The following is a 16691-nucleotide window of genomic DNA, read 5'->3' as shown; positions in this document are numbered from 1 at the left end:
GCCAGGGCGAAAGGAACCGTCATGCTTGCAGAGAACAACATCGTCATCATCGGTGGTGGATTCGCCGGCACCACGCTGGCCCAGACGCTGGAGAAGCTACTGCCGATGACTCACCGGCTGATCCTCGTCAGCGACGAAAGCTACACCACCTTCAACCCGATGCTGGCCGAGGTGGTGGGTGCCTCGGTCTTCCCTGAACACGTGATCGTGCCGATCCGCCAGATGCTCAGGCGGACCCAGTTCATCATGGGCACTGTGCAGGACGTCAACTACGCACAGGGCAAGCTGTCCTGCACGACCCTGGCGGGCCTGCGCGAAATTCCCTTCGACCATCTGGTGTTTGCCTTCGGCACCCGTGCGAATCTCGACCTGGTGCCAGGCATGGCCGAGCACGCCCTGCCCCTGAAGCTTGTGGGTGACGCCCTGTTTATCCGCAACCGCGTCCTGCGCCAGCTGGCCCGCATGGAACTGGAGTCGGACCTCGTCCTGCGCCGGCGGCTGGGACATTTCATCGTGGTGGGCGGGGGCTTCTCGGGTGTGGAGGTTGCCGGTGAACTCGCCGATTATCTTTGCAGCATCCGGCGCTTCTACCCGCGCGTGAAGCGCGAAGAGCTGGCGGTGACGCTGCTCCATGACACCGGACAACTGCTTCCCGAGCTGCCCGCCTCGCTTGGCTTGGCCGCGGCACGCCATATGACCGCTCGCGGCATCCGACTCAGGCTCGGTACCCGGGCCGCCCGCTTCGAAGCCGACACGGTGGTGCTGGCTGACGGCGAAACGATCGAGGGGGCAACGGTGATCTGCACCGTCGGCATCAGGCCAAACCCGCTGGTCACCACCCTGGAGCGCAATCTCGCGCTGGCCACCCTGCGCGGACGCATCGAGACCAACCCGGATATGTCAGTGCGCGGCATGCCCGGACTGTGGGCCATCGGCGATTGCGCGCGGGTTGCCAACGCTGCCACCGACGAGGATTCGCTGCCAACCGCGCAGTTCGCCGTGGCCCAGGCGCGCCAGCTTGCCCACAACCTCGCCGGCCACCTCGAACAGCGTGAGAGCAAGCCGTTCTCGTACCAGAGCAAGGGCGCGATGGCCAGCATCGGGCATATGAAGGGCGTTGCCCAGGTCTATGGCTTCAGCTTCTCAGGGTTGCCGGCCTGGCTGGCCTGGCGTGCGGTGTACCTGATGCGCATGCCGACGCTCGGCCGCAAGCTGCGCCTTTGGGCCGAGTGGAGCTGGTCCATGTTTTTCCCGACCGACATCACTCACCTGCGCTTTACACGCACCAGCGAGGCAGACGAGTTGCCACGCGAGACACTGCCACCGCACCGCCCACACGCGCCGGATGCGTCGGCCACCCCCATCGCAGCACCTGACCTTTCGGGGATACCACGGGCGCTCCACGCGACTCCCGCACCCACGCTGACAGGAGATCATCATGCTTGAAGGAAAATCCGCCATCGTCACCGGATCCAGCAGCGGTATCGGGCTCGGCATTGCGCGCGCCTTCGCCGCCCATGGCGCCGACGTCCTGCTGAACGGCTTCGGCGATGCCGACAATATTGAAGCCACGCGTGCGGGACTGGAGCGCGAACATGGCGTGCGCGTGCGCTATTCGCCGGCGGATATGAGCCAGCCTCGCCAGGTTCGAGAAATGGCCGAATTCGCTGCATCTGAGTTCGGCAAGGTTGACGTCATCGTGAACAACGCGGGCGTCCAGCATGTGGCCCCGACCGAAGAGATGCCGGACGACAGGTGGGATGCTATCGTTGCCATCAACCTGTCCTCGGCGTTCCACCTGATCAAGGCCGTCCTGCCCGGCATGAAGGCCAGGCGCTGGGGCCGCATCATCAATATCGCCTCCGCCCACGGCCTGGTGGCCTCGCCGTTCAAGGCGCCGTATGTTGCCGCCAAGCACGGGCTGATCGGGCTGTCCAAGGCTGTGGCGCTGGAGACGGCCGAGTATGGGGTTACCAGCAATACGATCTGCCCCGGCTATGTCAAGACGCCGCTGGTGGAACAGCAGATTGCCGACCAGGCGCGCGCGCACCGGATCTCGGCCGCCGACGTCGTGCGCGATGTCATGCTGGTGCACCAGGCGCGCAAGGAGTTCGTGCGGATTGATGAACTCGCCGCCCTGGCCGTGTTTCTGGCCTCGGACAATTCAGCCTCGATGACCGCCACCGCACTCGCAATGGATGGTGGCTGGACTCAGCACTGAGGAACAAGACATGTCGACCGATCCTGGAATGCAAGATCCCGGCGAAGCTGGCCAAGCCGTAAAGCCGGTCACGCTGGCGCTGCAAGGCGGGGGAGCCCATGGTGCCTTTGCCTGGGGCGTTCTGGACCGTCTGCTCGAAGACGGCCGGCTTGCGATCGAGGGCGTCAGCGCCACCAGCGCCGGCGCGATGAACGCCGCAGTGCTCGCGTACGGCCTGCTTCAGGGTGGGCCGCCACGCGCCCGCACCGCCCTGCACGACTTCTGGCGGGACGTTGCCAGCACCGCGCGCGCCAGCAGCCCGTTCCGCAAACTGCCATGGGAAAACTTGCTGCACAACGGTTACGGGCTCGACTATTCGCCGATGTACCTGCTGACGGACATCATGCTGCGGGTGCTGTCGCCCTACCAGTTCAACCCGCTCAACTTCAACCCGCTGCGCGACGTCCTCGCCCGCCATGTCGACTTTGACGCGCTTAACCAGCACTGCCCGATCCACCTTTATCTGTGCGCGACCAATGTCGAGACCGGAAAAGTACGCGTGTTCTCGCGCGAAGACATCTGCCTGAAGGCGGTGCTGGCTTCAGCCTGCCTGCCGTTCCTGTTTCGGGCGGTGGAAATCGACGGGGAACACTACTGGGATGGCGGCTATGTCGGTAACCCCGCCATCTTCCCGCTGATCTACAACTGTGGTGCACGGGATGTGGTGATCGTCCATATCAATCCCATCGTGCGCAAGGGCGTGCCGAAGACCGCCGCGGAGATCCTCAATCGGATCAACGAGGTCAGCTTCAACTCCTCGTTGATCCGCGAACTGCGCGCGATCAGCTTCGTCACCAAGCTCATCCAGGATGGCAAGGTCAAACACGGGGAAATGAAGGAAATGCTGATCCACTCGATCCGCTCGGACCAGACCATGATGGCGCTCGGCGTCTCCAGCAAGCTCAACGCCGACTGGGACTTTCTTTGCTACCTGCGCGATCAGGGCAGGGACGAAGCCGGGCGCTGGTTGCAGCAGAACTACACCGCAATCGGTGAACGGTGCAGCGTAGACCTGGACCAGGAATTTCTCTGAACCAACGCAGCGCACACGCGGCCGTCAGCGCGGATTCCTCAAGGAGGAAACGCCCATGAAACTCATGCTGCTGAGCCCCTCCTTTGGCGGCGCCCTGCTTTGCGCCGCCGTGATGGGATTCGCCATCCAGCGCGGCGCAACCTGTGCGGTTGCCGCGGTCCGCGAGATCACGTCATCGCGCAGTTGCAAGCGCCTCCTTGCCATGGCGGAAGCCGCGCTGTACGTAGGTGGCGGGCTGCTGATCGCGCAGCGCTTGGATCTGCTTCCGGCTATGCCATCTGGCTATCCGGTCGATGCCTTGACCGTCCTGGGAGGCGCCCTGCTCGGACTGGGCGCCTTTATCAATGGCGCGTGCGTATTCGGCGCCGTCGCCAGGCTGGGCAGCGGGCAATGGGCGTACGCTGCAACGCCCGTCGGATACTACGTGGGCTGCGTGGGGCTGCTTGCGCTGTGGCCCCAGGCGGAGCGCCCGGTGCTCGCCGCCACTTCGCCGGTGTGGCGCGCTGCGCCGCTGCTGACCGTGCTTTTCCTTCTCTACGTCGGGTGGCGGCTGCTCCGTCCGTGGCTCCGGGTGAGACGAAAATGCGCTTTTGCATCCCTGGGGCAAAGATGGCATGAACGCGCTGGCGCGCGGATCTGGTCGCCGCACCACGCCACTACGGTGATCGGACTCACATTCCTGCTGCTCCTGTTGCTGGCGGGGGCCTGGTCATACACCGAGGTGCTGGCCGAACTGGCGCGTGGCGGCGCCGGCATGTTGCCGGCACGGGCATTGCTGTCGCTGGGCTTGCTCGCCGGTGCTGTCCTTGGCGGGATGAGCGCCGGCCGCCTGGAAGGTACCGGGATTTCCTTTGCGCAATGTCTGCGTTGCTTCATCGGCGGCGCCATCATGGGCTGGGGCAGTCTGCTGATCCCCGGCGGGAACGATGGGCTGCTGCTGGTTGGCATGCCGCTGCTGTGGCCGTATGCGTGGATAGCCTTCGGCACGATGTGCGTCACCATCGCGTTCGCGCAACGGCTCCAGCGTCGGCTTGGCCAGGCCGTTGCGACTCCCGGCGCCCCGCATTCATAGGCAGGGACAACCCGGACCAGTCGTGCTGAACTGCCGACTGCCTGAAGGAGAAAGCATGACCCACCGAATCGGAAACGCCCTGGTGATCGCGAGCGCGCTCGCTGCCGTCGGGCTTGCGATCAGGCAGAACACGCATCTGCTGGCCAGTTCCTCGGCACATTTTGCCCTGGACCGTGAACGGTGCTTCGGCGTGGCCAGGGCAGGCAAGAACGACTGCGGCACCGCACTGCACGCTTGCGCTGGCCGCGCCCGCTACGATGCCGCCGCCGACGAATGGCTGATGCTGCCCGCCGGCACCTGCACGCGGATCGCGGGCGGCAGCCTCAAGTCCGCCGCATCCTGAGCGGCGGCCGCGGGACAGGGCGATGCAAGAGGAAGGACAGATGGTGCCAGCGCCGCACCGGCAGCAATCGCAGCGCATCGCGGCAAGGATCGCGGCGAGACTCGCAGCGAAGCTCTCCGCGTTTGGCCAGGGTATGCAATTGCCGCCACGCGTTCGGCGGGAGTTGGAGCGCGAACAGTACCTGAGTGAGTTGCTGGTGACGTCATTGCAACTGCTGGTGTTGCTCCTGTTCGCGGTCCTGTATCTCGAAACTCCCCCGGGCTTTTCACCCGACGCGCCCATACGCGCGGTACCGCTCGGCATCTCGCTGTTCGCGGTGCTGGCGTTGGTCCGGCTCTACCTTGCCATGACCGGGCAACTGGCCAACTGGATGGTGGGACTGAGCGTGGTGGCCGAAATGGCGGTCCTGATCTTCGTCATCTGGGCCTACCACCTGCAGTACGAGCAACCAGCCCAGATGTACCTGAAAACCACCGAATTCGCCTATATCTTCAGCCTGATCGCCTTGCGTGCCTTGCGCTTCGAACCGCTCTGGGTGGCACTGTCGGGCCTCACGGCGACGTTGGGCTGGCTGCTGTTGCTGCACTACGCGCTGACACACGCGAGCGGCAACCCTATCACCTGGGACTATGTCACCGCATTGCGCTCGACCCAGATTCACTACGGCGCGGAATTGGACAAGCTCCTATCCATCCTGATCGTCAGCGCGGTGCTGGCGTTGGCCTTGGCCAGGGCGCGCGGCTTTGTGGTCAGGGCCGTCAGGGGCCAGCAGGCGGTTGCGGACCTGTCGCTATTCTTTGACGATTCCGTGGCCAATCGAATCACCGACTTCGAAGCAAACATCATGGCCGGCCACGCCGAACTGCGCGACGCGTCGATTGTGTTCCTCGATATGCGCGGCTTCACTCAGGCGGCTGCCATGCTACAGCCATCGGCACTGATCCAGTTGCTGGGTGAATACCAGAGCCTGGTTGTGCCGATTGTCAAAGCGCACGGCGGCAGCATAGACAAGTTCATGGGTGACGGCATCCTTGCCAGCTTTGGCGCGGTCACTGCCGACGATCGCCATGCGGCCAATGCCTTGCACGCCATCGATGCCATCCTAGTAGCGGTCGACCAGTGGCGGGTCCAGCGCCAGTCCAAAAGCCAGCCGGCACCTGACGTCGGCGCCGGGATGGCAAGTGGTCCGGTGCTGTTCGGCATACTTGGGCACGGCAGTCGACTTGAGTACACGGTGATCGGCGACACGGTCAATCTGGCGGCCAAGCTTGAGAAGCAGAACAAGACTCAGGGCACGCGAGGCCTTACCACGCGAGCCAGCTATCAACAGGCTCGCAGGCAGGGCTATCTTGGCGAGAAACACGTCCTTCCTGAGCAGCCTGTCGACGGAGTTAGCGGCACGATCCATCTGGTGGACCTGGCACTGGGATCGGATGCCTGATTGGGTCAGCGTGGCGGCGAGCGCGGCGAGGAACGCCTCAATCGCGTTGACAGGATGACAAATTATTAACTCAGTGTGAGACCCGATTTTTCTACGGCCCGATCAGGGGGCAGCCGCGGACCTGCAATACGCGAGCTCATCAAATATTAACGACTTCCCCGTCCCGCGATAACGATCGCGTCCATCAATCTGAACAGGAGGGGAAGTCATGTGCGGCGCCAAAGCCTGTAGAGCGCACCTACTGGACGCTGATTGTCGCCTTCATATGCGGGTGTATCCCGCAGAAGACCTTGTAGACACCTGGTTTATCGAACCTGAACTTGTACGTGTCGTTCTGATCGAGCGCGCTGGAGTGGAACAGACCGGCGTCGTCGACAACCGTGTGCGGTTCGCCATCGAGATTTTTCCAGGTCACGGTCGAGCCGGCTTTGATCGTGAGCGACATCGGCGAGAACGTGAAGTTCTTCACAACGACGACATTAGTCTGCTGAGCTTGCGCGACGGAGAACTGGAAAACCAATGCCGCCATGAGCATACCGGCCCCGAGGGGGACGACATAGGCGCGGCGAAAGATAGTCGTTAACATGATGCGGGTCCTGGCTGGTGAGCAGTACGTGGCAATTCAGGCGAGCGTTGTGTCGGCAAGCGTCGCTGTGAGCGGGTGGCGCAAGATCTTGATGCTGGTCACGCCAAGCATCTTGGAAAGCTGATCGCGCGGTACCGTCAGCGGCATGGGTCCGGGACCATTGCCGGCCGTCGGTTGCGGATAGGCCGTCGAGCGCGCCGTATGGAAGGTGATATTGCCCTCCACCTTCGACACAATCTGGTGGATATGGCCGTTCAAGACAGTGACCGAGCCGAAGCGCTTCAGATTGCTCATTGCCTCACCGGCATCGCCGGTGCCCCAACCCCACGGTTGGTAGATCGTCCACATTGGCATGTGAGCGAAGACGACGATCGGTGTGCTGGTTGAGCGCTCCTTCAGATCCGCTTTCAGCCATGCGAGTTGGTCGTCGCCCAAGCCCCCCAAACCGTTCGGCTTGAAATGCATCACGTTGACTAGGGCGATGAAGTGCACGCCCCTGTGGTCGAAGCTGTAGTAGCCCCTATTGCCAGAGGCTTGACCAAAACGGTTGAAGTATTCCGTCCCGGGCCCATCGGTCACATCATGCTCGCCAGGTACGGTATGCAACTCGGTGATATTCAGGCCCGACATCAATTGGGCCGCGTGGTCGAACTCTTCCGCCTTGGAAAGATGCGTAATGTCGCCGGTGTGAATCGTCAGCGCCGGCTTGATCGGCATGGCGTTGACGTAGTCGATCGTCTTCTTGAGCGTGCCCGCTACGTCGGGATTGGCTTCCTTATTGAAGCCAATATGGGTGTCGCTGATCTGCAGGAAAAGGGGGACCCCCGCGGCAACTGAAGGGTCCTTCCCTGAGGCGGCAATGGCCAACTCCACCGGCGCGAAAACACCGCCGGCCAAGACAAAGACGGTCCCCGCACCACCGAAGGCGAGACACTTCAACGCGGCGCGGCGCGACGAATCGGATGGAAGATCTGACGACATAATGCCCTCACGATTAAGGTTAGAGAGGTAGATCGCCGGACTATCCGACGGGCCCTCTCGATTGGGTTCAAGTGCTAGACTGTCAAGCCATCCGTTTTATTCCACCGTAAGCACCGCACTGCGTCGGCCCGGAAGCAGGATGCGCACGCAGGTCCGTTATGAAGCGTTCAGCTTGGCCGGCATTGGTAATCGCCCTGTAGTTCATTCCTGCGGCAATCTGGTGGCCGAGGTGACAACTCGCTGCCCGTATAGGTGAAGCACGGCGCACGCATCGTGGCTCGGTCACATGGATGTTGATCGGGTGCGGCTTGTTGCGATGGGTAATCAAGACTGGCGCATCGAGAGCTTGGAGAGTCGAGCATGTCGCGCTTTCCCTATCTTCAACGATTGCGGCCCGCGGGGGTCAGAACGGTCCGGCTGGCCACCGGATTGGTGTTGTTCACTTACGTAGGGACGCACCTCCTGAATCACTCGCTGGGGAATATCTCGCTCGCATGGCTGGAGCGTGATCTGCTTGTGCAGAAGTTCATCTGGCAGGGATGGCTCGGAACGGCCGTGCTGTACAGCGCGCTGGTGATGCATTTCTTCCTGGGTCTGTGGGCTCTATACGAACGGCGCTCGCTGAACTGGACGCCAGGTGAGGTCGCGCAACTCGTCCTCGGCTTGTGCATACCGCCGCTGCTAGCCAACCATGTTGTCAATACGCGGGTCGCCTTTGCCGCGTTCGGCCTGAACAAGGGTTACGCACAGTTGCTGTATTCGTTCTGGATCACCTCACCGTTCTTCGGTCGTGTGCAGCTGATGCTGTTGGTGGTCGCCTGGCTGCACGGGTGTTACGGCATCTGGTTCTGGTTGCGGTTGAAACCATGGTTTGGTGCGTGGCGGAGCGTGCTGCTGAGCATCGCCGTGCTGCTCCCGGTGCTCGCGCTGCTAGGCTTCTTGCAGGGCGGACGGGAAGTGATGGCGCTTGCACAGGATCCCGTCTGGCGCGCGGCGGCGACCCGGCCGACGGTCATCGGAACAGAGCTGCAAAATCTCTGGCTCATCGAGCTGCGCAACGATTTTTTGCTCTTCGCTGGTGGTGCTCTGCTGCTGGTGCTCGCAGCGCGGCTGGTGCGCACGGTGCGGGAGCGCCGGGTTGGGCGCGTCTGCGTGCTGTATCCGGACGGACGAAAGGTATTCGCGCCGCTCGGATTTTCGGTTCTCGAGGCCAGCCGCATGGCCGGCGTTCCCCTTGCCAGCACCTGCGGCGGCCGCGCCCGATGCACCTTGTGCCGGGTACGCGTGCTCAGCGATGTGCCGCTGTCCCCGCCGGCCGAGGCAGAGCGGCGTGTTCTAGAGCGGCTGGGAGCGGATTCGCAGACAGTGCGCCTCGCCTGCCAGTTGCGGCCGACCCACGACCTCTCCGTGTGGCCACTGGTGCCACCGGCTGCATCCACGGCCTTCTTGCAACGGCGCCAGTGGGACGTCATGCCGCATGAGCAATTCGCGGCGTTCATGTTCGTGGATATGCGGGATTCCACGAAGCTTGCGGCGGCACAACTACCGTTCGACAGCCTATTCGTGGTCAGTCGCTTCTTGAGTGCAGTCTGCTCCGCAGTAGTCCAGGCAGGCGGCGTGCCAAACCAGTTCCTGGGGGACGCAGTGCTCGCGATCTTTGGCTTAAGCGGCGAGCCGTCCGCCGCCTGTCGTCAGGCGCTAAGCGCGGTGCCGCTGGTGGCATCCAGCATCGACGAACTCAACGTTGCACTCGAGCAGCAACTGCAGACCAGGATCCGGTTTGGCATTGGATTGCACTGCGGCCGGGCGGTAATGGGACAGATTGGTTTTCGCGAGCATGTCGCGTTCACTGCGATTGGTGACCCGTTGAACGTGGCCTCGAGACTTGAGCAGTTGACAAAAGAGCTCGCTTGCGAGGCGATCGTCTCAGAACAGGTCTTCCAGCATGCTGGCGTTTTGGCCGCCGACCTGCCGCAACTTTCCGCACGCCTGCGAGGCCGCGAAGAGCCGGTAACTGTCCGCGTGCTGTCCAAGTCGGCACAGATGCCTCGGGCCTGACTGCGCCTCTCCGGCACGGCCGCCCGTGGCGCCGCTGACCGTGACCGGGCAGACGCTGCCAGCTAAATTAGGAGCAACATGACTATACCCACCTCCAAGCTGCGGGTCGCCAGGCCAACAGACGACATCAAGGCGCTCTTGCCGTTCTATCGCGACGGCCTGGGTCTGCAGGTCCTCGGGGAGTTCGAAGATCACGAAGGCTTTGACGGACTCATGCTTGGGGTCCCTCAGGGCACCAATCACTTTGAGTTCACACACCACCGGGGGCACGGCGCAGGGCGGGCGCCGACGCAGGACAACCTTGTCGTGTTTTATATTCAAGACCACGCGGTGTGGCAGGCGGCAGTCGAGCGCATGCCGCAACCGGGCTTCGAGGCCGTGCCGTCGCGCAACCCTTACTGGGACCGGGAGGGGCTCACTTTCGAGGATCCGGACGGCTACAGGGTGGTACTTCAGCATGGGGCCTGGAAAGATGGTCTCTGAGGGTTGGGCGATGCAATGCGTTGCTGCAACGGCAGACCCGGTGCACTTGGTTGCCGCCGAAGGGTGTAAGTGCGCAATCGGAAGGTGGAAAGTACGGAGCAGGCCGATGCCTCCTCAGGGTCGCCGCAATCTGGGCACGTCTCGGCACGCACAGCTTCGTCCCCGATGACTTCAGTCGCTCCGCCACAGTACGCTTCATGCGCGATCCGCCGCCCAGGTACAGGCCGCCGTTTTGGAGGAACTGACCGTTCGGCACGCCGCACAGGAACCCACGACAGCAGTTACCGTGCGGCGGCGGCACAAAGGCAGCATTTCAGGCGTGAGCGCCGTCGGTGAACGGATCGCGCGGGTCCGTGACCTTCTCACCGTCCGTGAAGACATCGAATTTGCCTGTCTTCGCGCCGTTGGTGAACGGATCACGAGGCCCGGCAACGTGGGTATTGCAGTCGGCGCAGGTACTGTCGGTGCGACCAGCAAAGGCATAGGATTGGGCTGCGAAGGATGCCAGCGCGGCAGCAGCCAGCGGAATCAGGATTTTCATGACAATCTCCAGATGCGGTAAGTCCAGGGCGCGAGGCACAGAGCGTGTCACCACGTGGGCTGCGCCCTGGTGCTGCACGACGCTCTGTCTCCGTGGCGATCCAGGATCCCGCGGAAACCAGTGCGCCGTGCACTAGTAAGACGCTGGCTGAGCGCGGTTTATTCCTGCTCGTTTTGCGTGGCCCGGAGCGCTTGTACAAAGGCATGCAGGTGCGCGGGCTCGGCATCGGTGATGGCCCAGAAGTTCATGCCGTGCTGGTGCCAGCGGGCAATCGCGTATCCGTCAGTGGAATAGCTTGCCGGTGCCGATGCGCCGTTCGTCGCCGGCAGGATGTAGAGATCGATCGGATGCTGCTGGTAACGGTAGATCAGTACGCCAACGGTGCGGCGGTCGATATAGTCCACCCGGCCGCCTGCCAGCGGAAAGCCCTGCGCCGCGAGGTCGGTGACCGGCGGCGCATAGTCGAGCCGGCCGTTGAACCACGGTTTGACTGTGTGCTGGTCGGTCGATACCACATCGATCGGGTGCTGCGACAACAGCGCGCGCACGTGGCTCGATACGATCGCCTGCCCCAGTGCATCGGCCTGCGGCGGCCGCACCAGGGTGAGCGCGCCCAACACCAGCGCCGAGGCCGCTACCCCGGCAAGACCGCCGCCTGCCCACGCCAGCGCGCCGCCGGAGGAAAGCGTGGGCCAGGTGAAGCGGGCCATGCGAGAACGCGGTTGGCGCGGCAGTCGGGCCAGCACACGCGCAGGCAGATGCGCCGGCGCGCGGTGATAGAGCGATCCGTCGTGCAGCATGCCGTGCAGCGAGTTTTCCATCGCATCATCATTCATGATTCGCTCCCGTTGAATGACCCCGCACCGGGCGGAGCGCGATGCCGCCAATGCCGCCGCGCACCCTCGCCTGCTCGGCGCGCACTGCCGCGCAGAGCAGGTGACGTGCGCGCGCCAGGCGCGACATCACGGTGCCGATTGGAATGTCGGCAACCAGGGCGATATCGCGATAGCTCATTTCTTCGAGCTCACGCAGGACAAGCACTTCGCGATAGATGACCGGCAAACGTTCGAGCGCGCGGTGGACCAGTTCCACATCGCCGTGGCGCACTGCAAGCGTTTCGGGATTGCTGCCGATATCGTCGATCCAACCCGGCAAGCGCTCGTCGCCATGCAGCGTTTCGTCGTACGGTGTGCCATCGGCGGCATCGGAGCGCCTGCGCCATTCGCTGAACCACGTGTTCCTGACGATGGCCAGCAGCCACGCGCGCGCATTGTCGCCGTGAAAGCCTTCAAAGAACCGAAATGCACGCAGGTAGGCATCCTGCACGATATCGTCCGCATCGCTTGCGCTGCCGCTCAGCCAGCGCGCCAGGTTATAGGCCGCGTCCAGATGCGGTAACGCCACTTCCGAGAAGCGGCTGGACTTGTCGGTTGCGATCACGGTGTTCTCCTGTCCCTGGCCCATGTAAAACCGCCTGAGACCGCGATTTATTCCCGGCGCCGCGTTTTTTTTCGGAGGTCGTTCCGGGAATAGAGTCGCGACGCCAGGCGATATACGGAACGGCAGGGTACAACGCCAGGACGAGCCCATGGCGCACGTGGCATTGCCTATGACTCCGTCAGGAAATCCGGAATCACTTGGGTGAGGCGCAGGACGCCAGCAGGATCAAAGTAGAAGTTCATCGTCGCGTACTCCAGGCCATCTTGTGCGAACCGGTAGCCCCAGACCTCGCGGAGCATGCGCGGAAAGCGACTTATCTCAGCGGGCTTCCCGAAGCGAGTCAGGACATCGCGCGTGGTCCATTCGCCGATTCTGGCCCAGCCAAACTCCTCCGCGCTCAGCACCTGCCGGACGCTGACGACCCGCCGGTCGGGACCGATGTCGGCGGCCCATCTGGTCTCGCCTGGCGCGGGATAGAGCCAGCGCCGGGAGCCATCTGGAAATTGATAGATCTCGCGCGGCGCACCCAGCCGGGCCTGAAGCTCTGCCTCGCTGGCGCCGGGCGCCACAGATTGCCATGCCGGGCTCGCGCAACCAGCAGCCAGGGCAACTGCCGCCAGCATGAGGAGGCTGCTTGCAAGGCGCGGGGGTGGCCGCCGGGCGGGCTTCATCGGAAGAACGGGAATCATAATGGGTCTCCGTCAGGAATCATGGAGAGAGCTGCCAGCCGGGATGCACGAGCGCAGCACCGGGACGTGACGTCGAGGGCCTCCCTTGCGATTCAGCCTGAATAGAGGTCGCATTGCGCCAGCGTGATGCACGATGTGGTTGTGGCTGTGGCCGGGTCCACTGGCGCGCATCCGCCCGTTGCGAGGGCGAGGTACATGACGCAAAGCACGAGTGTGGTTCTTGCAAGTGGCATGATGGTCTCCTATGTGGCCGCGATCTACGGCACGCAGCAACGCAGGAGCGATGGCGGAACAACGCCACGCGGGCCGAGTCTTCCCGCGCCGCGACGCACCCGCTGCGGCGTTGCCATCCAGTCATGGAGATTCTGGCCCGTGGCGTCCGCCCCTGCGTGCCGGCACCTGTATGACTGCAACTCACGGGAAGCTATTCGAGCGAACTCGGCCTTGATGCAATATTCCCCGAGTTCTGCGGCGACCCCGTATGCGCCTTAGCGCAACAGGTACAGCGAATGTAGCCCCCCATTTGCCCGCTCGCCCGTGCTCGCGATAGCACCCATGGCGTTATCGCGGGAGCAATCCGCTTTGGCGCGGTCTCCCCTTACTACCGCCACCAGCAAACAAAAAGGCGCGGCCCCTTTCGAGAACCGCGCCCAATCCATTTGCTCAGGGACCAGTCAAGCCCAACTTCGCAGCGATACTCTCCGCTGTCGGACGGGCGTACACCTGAAGCATCGCATCCCCACCCGGCCAGCAGTTGGGCGTTCGAACGCCCCCTCGGATTCGGCCCGCTGCAAGGCTGCAACCTTTCGATCAGTTCTATCCGACCCGAAAAAACTCCACGCTCTGCCCCGCATTGACCGCCCGCCGCAGCCAGTCGGGCATCTCGCCCTGCCCGTCCCAACTTTGCCCCGCGGCGTTGCGGTAGCAGACCACTGGTGGTGGCGGTGGCGCTGGGGCGGGTGGCGGCGGTGGCGGAGGGGGCGGCGGATCGAAGCACCCCGCCGCTGCCAACTCCTCCATGGTCAGCCCGTAGTCGGCCATCTCCGCCTGGATCCAGCGGATCGCCGCCGCCCGCTCAGTTTTTGCTGTCATTGCTGTCGTCACTGCTGTCGCTACTGTCATCCGGGTTGGAGGCGGCCGTCGGCGCGCCCTGCTTGTCTTCTTGCTATTCGTCCAGCTTTTCGCCTTGCGCCTGCTTGTCGGTCGGCGCCGGGCCGCCGGCCTTGCGCCGCCGCCCGCTCTCCCGCCCGGGTGGCGCCACCCGGAATTCTGCCAACAACTGGCGCGCCAGCGCCGCTTCGACCTCGGCCCGTTCGGCCCGGCGCTGCGCCGCGCCCAACTTCGCCTGCGCCGCGTCCCGGTCGACGCCTGCCTGGCGCTGCGCCGCTTCGGCGGCCGCGAGCCGCTCGGTGAGCCGCTCAGTGAGCGCCGCGGCCTGGGCCTCGAGCCGGGCGCGGACTTCGGCCTGCGCCACGGCCGCGTCGCGGGCCTCGCTGCGCGCCGCCACCAGTTCGCCGCGCAGCTCTTCGGCCGTGCGCTCGCTCTTCTGGCGCGCGGTACGCTCGGCGTCCAGCTCGCGCAGGCTCCGCCGCTCGCTGGCCTCGGCCCGTTCCTGCGCGAGGGTCACCTGCTCGCGGGCGCGCTCCAGCTCGGTCGAGAATTGGGTGCGCAGCTCCGCCAGCTGCCGCCCGGCAGCGTCCAGTTCCGCCCGCCCCGCCTCCAGCCGGGCCTGGGTCGCCGCGTGCGCCTGCCGCTCCGCGGCCAGCTCCGCGTGCACGGCGTCGTGCGCCTGGCGCGCCTCGGCCAGCTGCGCAGAGGTGGCGGCCACCTCCTCCCGGGCTGCCGCGGTCTCGGTCCGCGCCGCGTCGCGCTCGGCCTCGGCGACGCTGGCCGCATGGCGGGCCTCGGCGCGCAGCGTAACCAGCTCGCCGGTGGCGGCCTCGTTGGCCGCCTGCCAGATGGTCTGGACCGCCCCGGCGGCGATGTCCTTCAACGCATCCGGCAAGTCGGGATGGTCGATGGTGACGCGCGTGCGCCCGCGCAGCTCCTGCCAGAACGCCTGCAGCACCTCAGCGGGCGTGCCCATGCTGCCCTTGCGTACCAGGCTATAGAGCTTGTTCGCGGTGGGCGTAACGCCATAGCGGAAGAACAGCAGGCCGCAGACCTCGCGGTACAGCGCGCGGGTTTCGGGGAAACGGCTGCGCAGCTCGGCAATGTCGTTGGCCATCGCGGCCTGCAGGGTGGCGTCGTTCAGATCCATGTCGGCAGCGAGCATCAGGGCAAAATGAGTGGAGTGACATAAAAATATTATTACGTAATACGTATAAAAACTAATTTCTAGGCGAATACTTTAGACATAACTGTGCTTATGTCTATCATTCTGGTGTTTTGATGCAAAACGATGTGCCCCTGCCGTCACTCGCTTATGGAACTGCTCCCCATTCAACCGGTAGAAAGCCTGCGCCTCACCCCGCCGTTGTCTGGTGCCGCCGGCAGTAATCGCGCCCCAGCCACGGCCACGCGGATCGCCGCGGCCGACGACCTGGCCGCCGTCACCGCCTGGCTCACGCGCTATGCCGATAGCGCGGCGACACTCCCCACCTACCGGCGCGAGGTCGAGCGGCTGATCCTGTGGGCGGTCCTGCAACTGGGCAAGCCGCTGTCCTCGCTCACGCACGAAGACCTGCTCGCCTACGAGCGCTTCCTGGCCGATCCGCAACCGGCCGCGCGCTGGGTCCTGAGCGGCAGCATGAAGCTCGCGCGCAGCCATTCGGACTGGCGCCCCTTTGCCGGGTCGTTGTCGGCCGGCAGCGTGCGCTAGGCGATGGTGATCCTGAACGCCCTCTTCGCCTGGCTGACCGAGGCCGGCTACCTGGCTGGCAACCCGCTCGCGCTCGCCCGCCGCCGGCGCGCGCCCACCAGGCCGCGCATCACGCGCTACCTGAGCCATGACTGGTGGGCGACCGTGAAAGACACCGTCGCGGCGATGCCGACCGCCACCGCGCGCGCGCCTGCATGCGGCGCGCTGCCGATGGATACTGACCGTGCTCTATCTGGGTGGCTTGCGGGCGTCCGAATTGACAGCCACGACCATGGGTGCGTTCTTCTGCCGGCGCGATGCCCAAGGCATCGAGCGCTGGTGGCTGGAGGTGACCGGCAAGGGCAAACAAGGTGCGCCTGGTACCGGCCTCCGACGAGTTCATCGCCGAGCTGGCGCGCTACCGCCGCGCCCACGGACTCGCCTAACCCGCAGCCTGGGAAAACGCGCCCGTTGGTGCTGTCGGTGATCGGCCGTGAGACGGGTCGCGAGAAGGCCCTGTCACGCGGGGCTCTGCACCTGATTCTGAAAGAGGTGTTCGGCATGGCGGCCTAGCGCCTGCAGGCGCGCGGGCCCGAGTGGGAAGCGCAGGCCGATGTCCTGGCCAGCGCCTCGGCGCACTGGCTGCGCCACACCGCCGGCTCGCACATGACCGACCAGCAGGTCGACCTGCGCTTTGTGCGCGACAACTTTGGGCACAGCTCGCTGTCGACGACGAGCGGCTACCTGCAAAGCGAGGAGGATGCGCGGCACCGGGCGACGCAGGAGCGGCATCGGATCGGGTGGGGCAGCAACTACTGACCTAGGACCTGTGCTGGCTCGGGTGCCTGCGCGTGCCGCGCGCCGGCTTCGTCCTTCGGGTCGGGCGCGCTCGATGGACAACGACATGCAATGGCGTGGTCAATTCGCCGTATTGTTGATCGATCCATGCCGGTCGTGGCTGCCA

The 16691-nt window shown here is 64.4% G+C and carries 15 protein-coding genes and 2 pseudogenes; 9 read left to right on the top strand and 8 right to left on the bottom strand.

The window, feature by feature from the left end:
- Positions 1-21: 21 nt before the first annotated feature.
- From AC3WL8_RS26235 to AC3WL8_RS26210, 6 genes are read left to right on the top strand one after another with little or no spacing between them, the layout of a single operon-like run.
- Positions 22-1446 carry an NAD(P)/FAD-dependent oxidoreductase gene (locus AC3WL8_RS26235; RefSeq protein ID WP_153955788.1) on the top strand — a complete coding sequence of 475 codons (1425 nt, stop codon included), beginning with the start codon at positions 22-24 and terminating at the stop codon, positions 1444-1446.
- Complete coding sequence (locus tag AC3WL8_RS26230) at positions 1439-2221, top strand: 3-hydroxybutyrate dehydrogenase (RefSeq protein WP_305852182.1); 783 nt, start codon at positions 1439-1441, stop codon at positions 2219-2221. Before AC3WL8_RS26235 ends, AC3WL8_RS26230 begins: the two co-directional genes overlap by 8 nt.
- A 10-nt stretch (positions 2222-2231) precedes the next feature.
- On the top strand, positions 2232-3293 hold the full coding sequence (locus AC3WL8_RS26225) for a patatin-like phospholipase family protein (protein ID WP_249221174.1): 1062 nt from the start codon (positions 2232-2234) through the stop codon (positions 3291-3293).
- A gap of 55 nt (positions 3294-3348) precedes the next feature.
- Complete coding sequence (locus AC3WL8_RS26220; RefSeq protein WP_153955786.1) at positions 3349-4365, top strand: YeeE/YedE thiosulfate transporter family protein; 1017 nt, start codon at positions 3349-3351, stop codon at positions 4363-4365.
- A 55-nt stretch (positions 4366-4420) separates the two neighbouring features.
- Complete coding sequence (locus AC3WL8_RS26215; RefSeq protein ID WP_153955785.1) at positions 4421-4708, top strand: BufA1 family periplasmic bufferin-type metallophore; 288 nt, start codon at positions 4421-4423, stop codon at positions 4706-4708.
- Between the two features lie 22 nt (positions 4709-4730).
- Complete coding sequence (locus AC3WL8_RS26210) at positions 4731-6149, top strand: adenylate/guanylate cyclase domain-containing protein (protein ID WP_211979739.1); 1419 nt, start codon at positions 4731-4733, stop codon at positions 6147-6149.
- Positions 6150-6387: 238 nt separating this feature from the next.
- Here AC3WL8_RS26210 and AC3WL8_RS26205 read toward each other — a convergent pair whose 3' ends face one another.
- Together AC3WL8_RS26205 and AC3WL8_RS26200 are read right to left on the bottom strand one after the other, a co-directional pair.
- Entirely contained in the window at positions 6388-6735 is a 348-nt protein-coding gene (locus AC3WL8_RS26205; protein ID WP_153955783.1) for a cupredoxin domain-containing protein, read from the bottom strand.
- A gap of 36 nt (positions 6736-6771) precedes the next feature.
- Positions 6772-7716, bottom strand: coding sequence for a metallophosphoesterase family protein (locus tag AC3WL8_RS26200; protein WP_153955782.1), 945 nt, complete (start codon positions 7714-7716; stop codon positions 6772-6774).
- A gap of 360 nt (positions 7717-8076) precedes the next feature.
- On the opposite strand from AC3WL8_RS26200, the gene AC3WL8_RS26195 reads away from it, so the two are divergent.
- Positions 8077-9774, top strand: coding sequence for an adenylate/guanylate cyclase domain-containing protein (locus tag AC3WL8_RS26195; RefSeq protein ID WP_492379089.1), 1698 nt, complete (start codon positions 8077-8079; stop codon positions 9772-9774).
- A gap of 78 nt (positions 9775-9852) precedes the next feature.
- A complete protein-coding gene (locus AC3WL8_RS26190; RefSeq protein WP_153955780.1) occupies positions 9853-10257 on the top strand; it encodes a VOC family protein in 405 nt (134 codons plus the stop codon).
- A gap of 313 nt (positions 10258-10570) precedes the next feature.
- Here the strand turns inward: AC3WL8_RS26190 and AC3WL8_RS26185 are convergent, their stop codons facing one another.
- From AC3WL8_RS26185 to AC3WL8_RS26160, 6 genes and pseudogenes are all read right to left on the bottom strand, one after another.
- On the bottom strand, positions 10571-10798 hold the full coding sequence (locus AC3WL8_RS26185; RefSeq protein WP_013956791.1) for a hypothetical protein: 228 nt from the start codon (positions 10796-10798) through the stop codon (positions 10571-10573).
- Positions 10799-10956: 158 nt separating this feature from the next.
- Positions 10957-11634, bottom strand: coding sequence for an anti-sigma factor family protein (locus tag AC3WL8_RS26180; RefSeq protein ID WP_013956790.1), 678 nt, complete (start codon positions 11632-11634; stop codon positions 10957-10959).
- Positions 11627-12238, bottom strand: a complete 612-nt coding sequence (locus AC3WL8_RS26175) for an RNA polymerase sigma factor (RefSeq protein WP_013956789.1) — start codon at positions 12236-12238, stop codon at positions 11627-11629. Before AC3WL8_RS26175 ends, AC3WL8_RS26180 begins: the two co-directional genes overlap by 8 nt.
- Before the next feature lie 167 nt (positions 12239-12405).
- A complete protein-coding gene (locus AC3WL8_RS26170; protein WP_249221173.1) occupies positions 12406-12861 on the bottom strand; it encodes a dethiobiotin synthetase in 456 nt (151 codons plus the stop codon).
- Between the two features lie 882 nt (positions 12862-13743).
- Positions 13744-14019 (bottom strand): H-NS family nucleoid-associated regulatory protein, encoded by a 276-nt coding sequence (locus AC3WL8_RS26165; RefSeq protein ID WP_013956787.1) that lies wholly within the window; start codon positions 14017-14019, stop codon positions 13744-13746.
- Positions 14003-15202 (bottom strand): annotated as a pseudogene (locus tag AC3WL8_RS26160) (DNA-binding protein). The gene AC3WL8_RS26165 and the pseudogene AC3WL8_RS26160 overlap by 17 nt, the downstream one beginning before the upstream one ends.
- A gap of 126 nt (positions 15203-15328) precedes the next feature.
- Between AC3WL8_RS26160 and AC3WL8_RS26155 the strand changes: the two are divergent.
- A pseudogene (locus tag AC3WL8_RS26155) lies at positions 15329-16546 on the top strand (tyrosine-type recombinase/integrase).
- The last annotated feature ends 145 nt before the right edge of the window (positions 16547-16691 follow it).

Source organism: Cupriavidus sp. FW305-F7 (assembly GCF_058782875.1).
Note: the sequence above shows the minus strand (reverse complement) of the source record. Positions and strands in the feature narration are given on the sequence as shown.

What these genes read in the sequence shown, in the direction of transcription:
- AC3WL8_RS26220 (WP_153955786.1), top strand. Translation starts at nt 3,349, where the DNA reads ATGAAACTCATGCTGCTGAGCCCCTCCTTTGGCGGCGCCCTGCTTTGC.
- AC3WL8_RS26200 (WP_153955782.1), bottom strand. Translation starts at nt 7,716, where the DNA reads ATGTCGTCAGATCTTCCATCCGATTCGTCGCGCCGCGCCGCGTTGAAG.
- AC3WL8_RS26215 (WP_153955785.1), top strand. Translation starts at nt 4,421, where the DNA reads ATGACCCACCGAATCGGAAACGCCCTGGTGATCGCGAGCGCGCTCGCT.
- AC3WL8_RS26180 (WP_013956790.1), bottom strand. Translation starts at nt 11,634, where the DNA reads ATGAATGATGATGCGATGGAAAACTCGCTGCACGGCATGCTGCACGAC.
- AC3WL8_RS26205 (WP_153955783.1), bottom strand. Translation starts at nt 6,735, where the DNA reads ATGTTAACGACTATCTTTCGCCGCGCCTATGTCGTCCCCCTCGGGGCC.
- AC3WL8_RS26165 (WP_013956787.1), bottom strand. Translation starts at nt 14,019, where the DNA reads ATGACAGCAAAAACTGAGCGGGCGGCGGCGATCCGCTGGATCCAGGCG.
- AC3WL8_RS26210 (WP_211979739.1), top strand. Translation starts at nt 4,731, where the DNA reads ATGCAAGAGGAAGGACAGATGGTGCCAGCGCCGCACCGGCAGCAATCG.
- AC3WL8_RS26170 (WP_249221173.1), bottom strand. Translation starts at nt 12,861, where the DNA reads ATGCTGGCGGCAGTTGCCCTGGCTGCTGGTTGCGCGAGCCCGGCATGG.
- AC3WL8_RS26225 (WP_249221174.1), top strand. Translation starts at nt 2,232, where the DNA reads ATGTCGACCGATCCTGGAATGCAAGATCCCGGCGAAGCTGGCCAAGCC.
- AC3WL8_RS26235 (WP_153955788.1), top strand. Translation starts at nt 22, where the DNA reads ATGCTTGCAGAGAACAACATCGTCATCATCGGTGGTGGATTCGCCGGC.
- AC3WL8_RS26190 (WP_153955780.1), top strand. Translation starts at nt 9,853, where the DNA reads ATGACTATACCCACCTCCAAGCTGCGGGTCGCCAGGCCAACAGACGAC.
- AC3WL8_RS26185 (WP_013956791.1), bottom strand. Translation starts at nt 10,798, where the DNA reads ATGAAAATCCTGATTCCGCTGGCTGCTGCCGCGCTGGCATCCTTCGCA.
- AC3WL8_RS26195 (WP_492379089.1), top strand. Translation starts at nt 8,077, where the DNA reads ATGTCGCGCTTTCCCTATCTTCAACGATTGCGGCCCGCGGGGGTCAGA.
- AC3WL8_RS26230 (WP_305852182.1), top strand. Translation starts at nt 1,439, where the DNA reads ATGCTTGAAGGAAAATCCGCCATCGTCACCGGATCCAGCAGCGGTATC.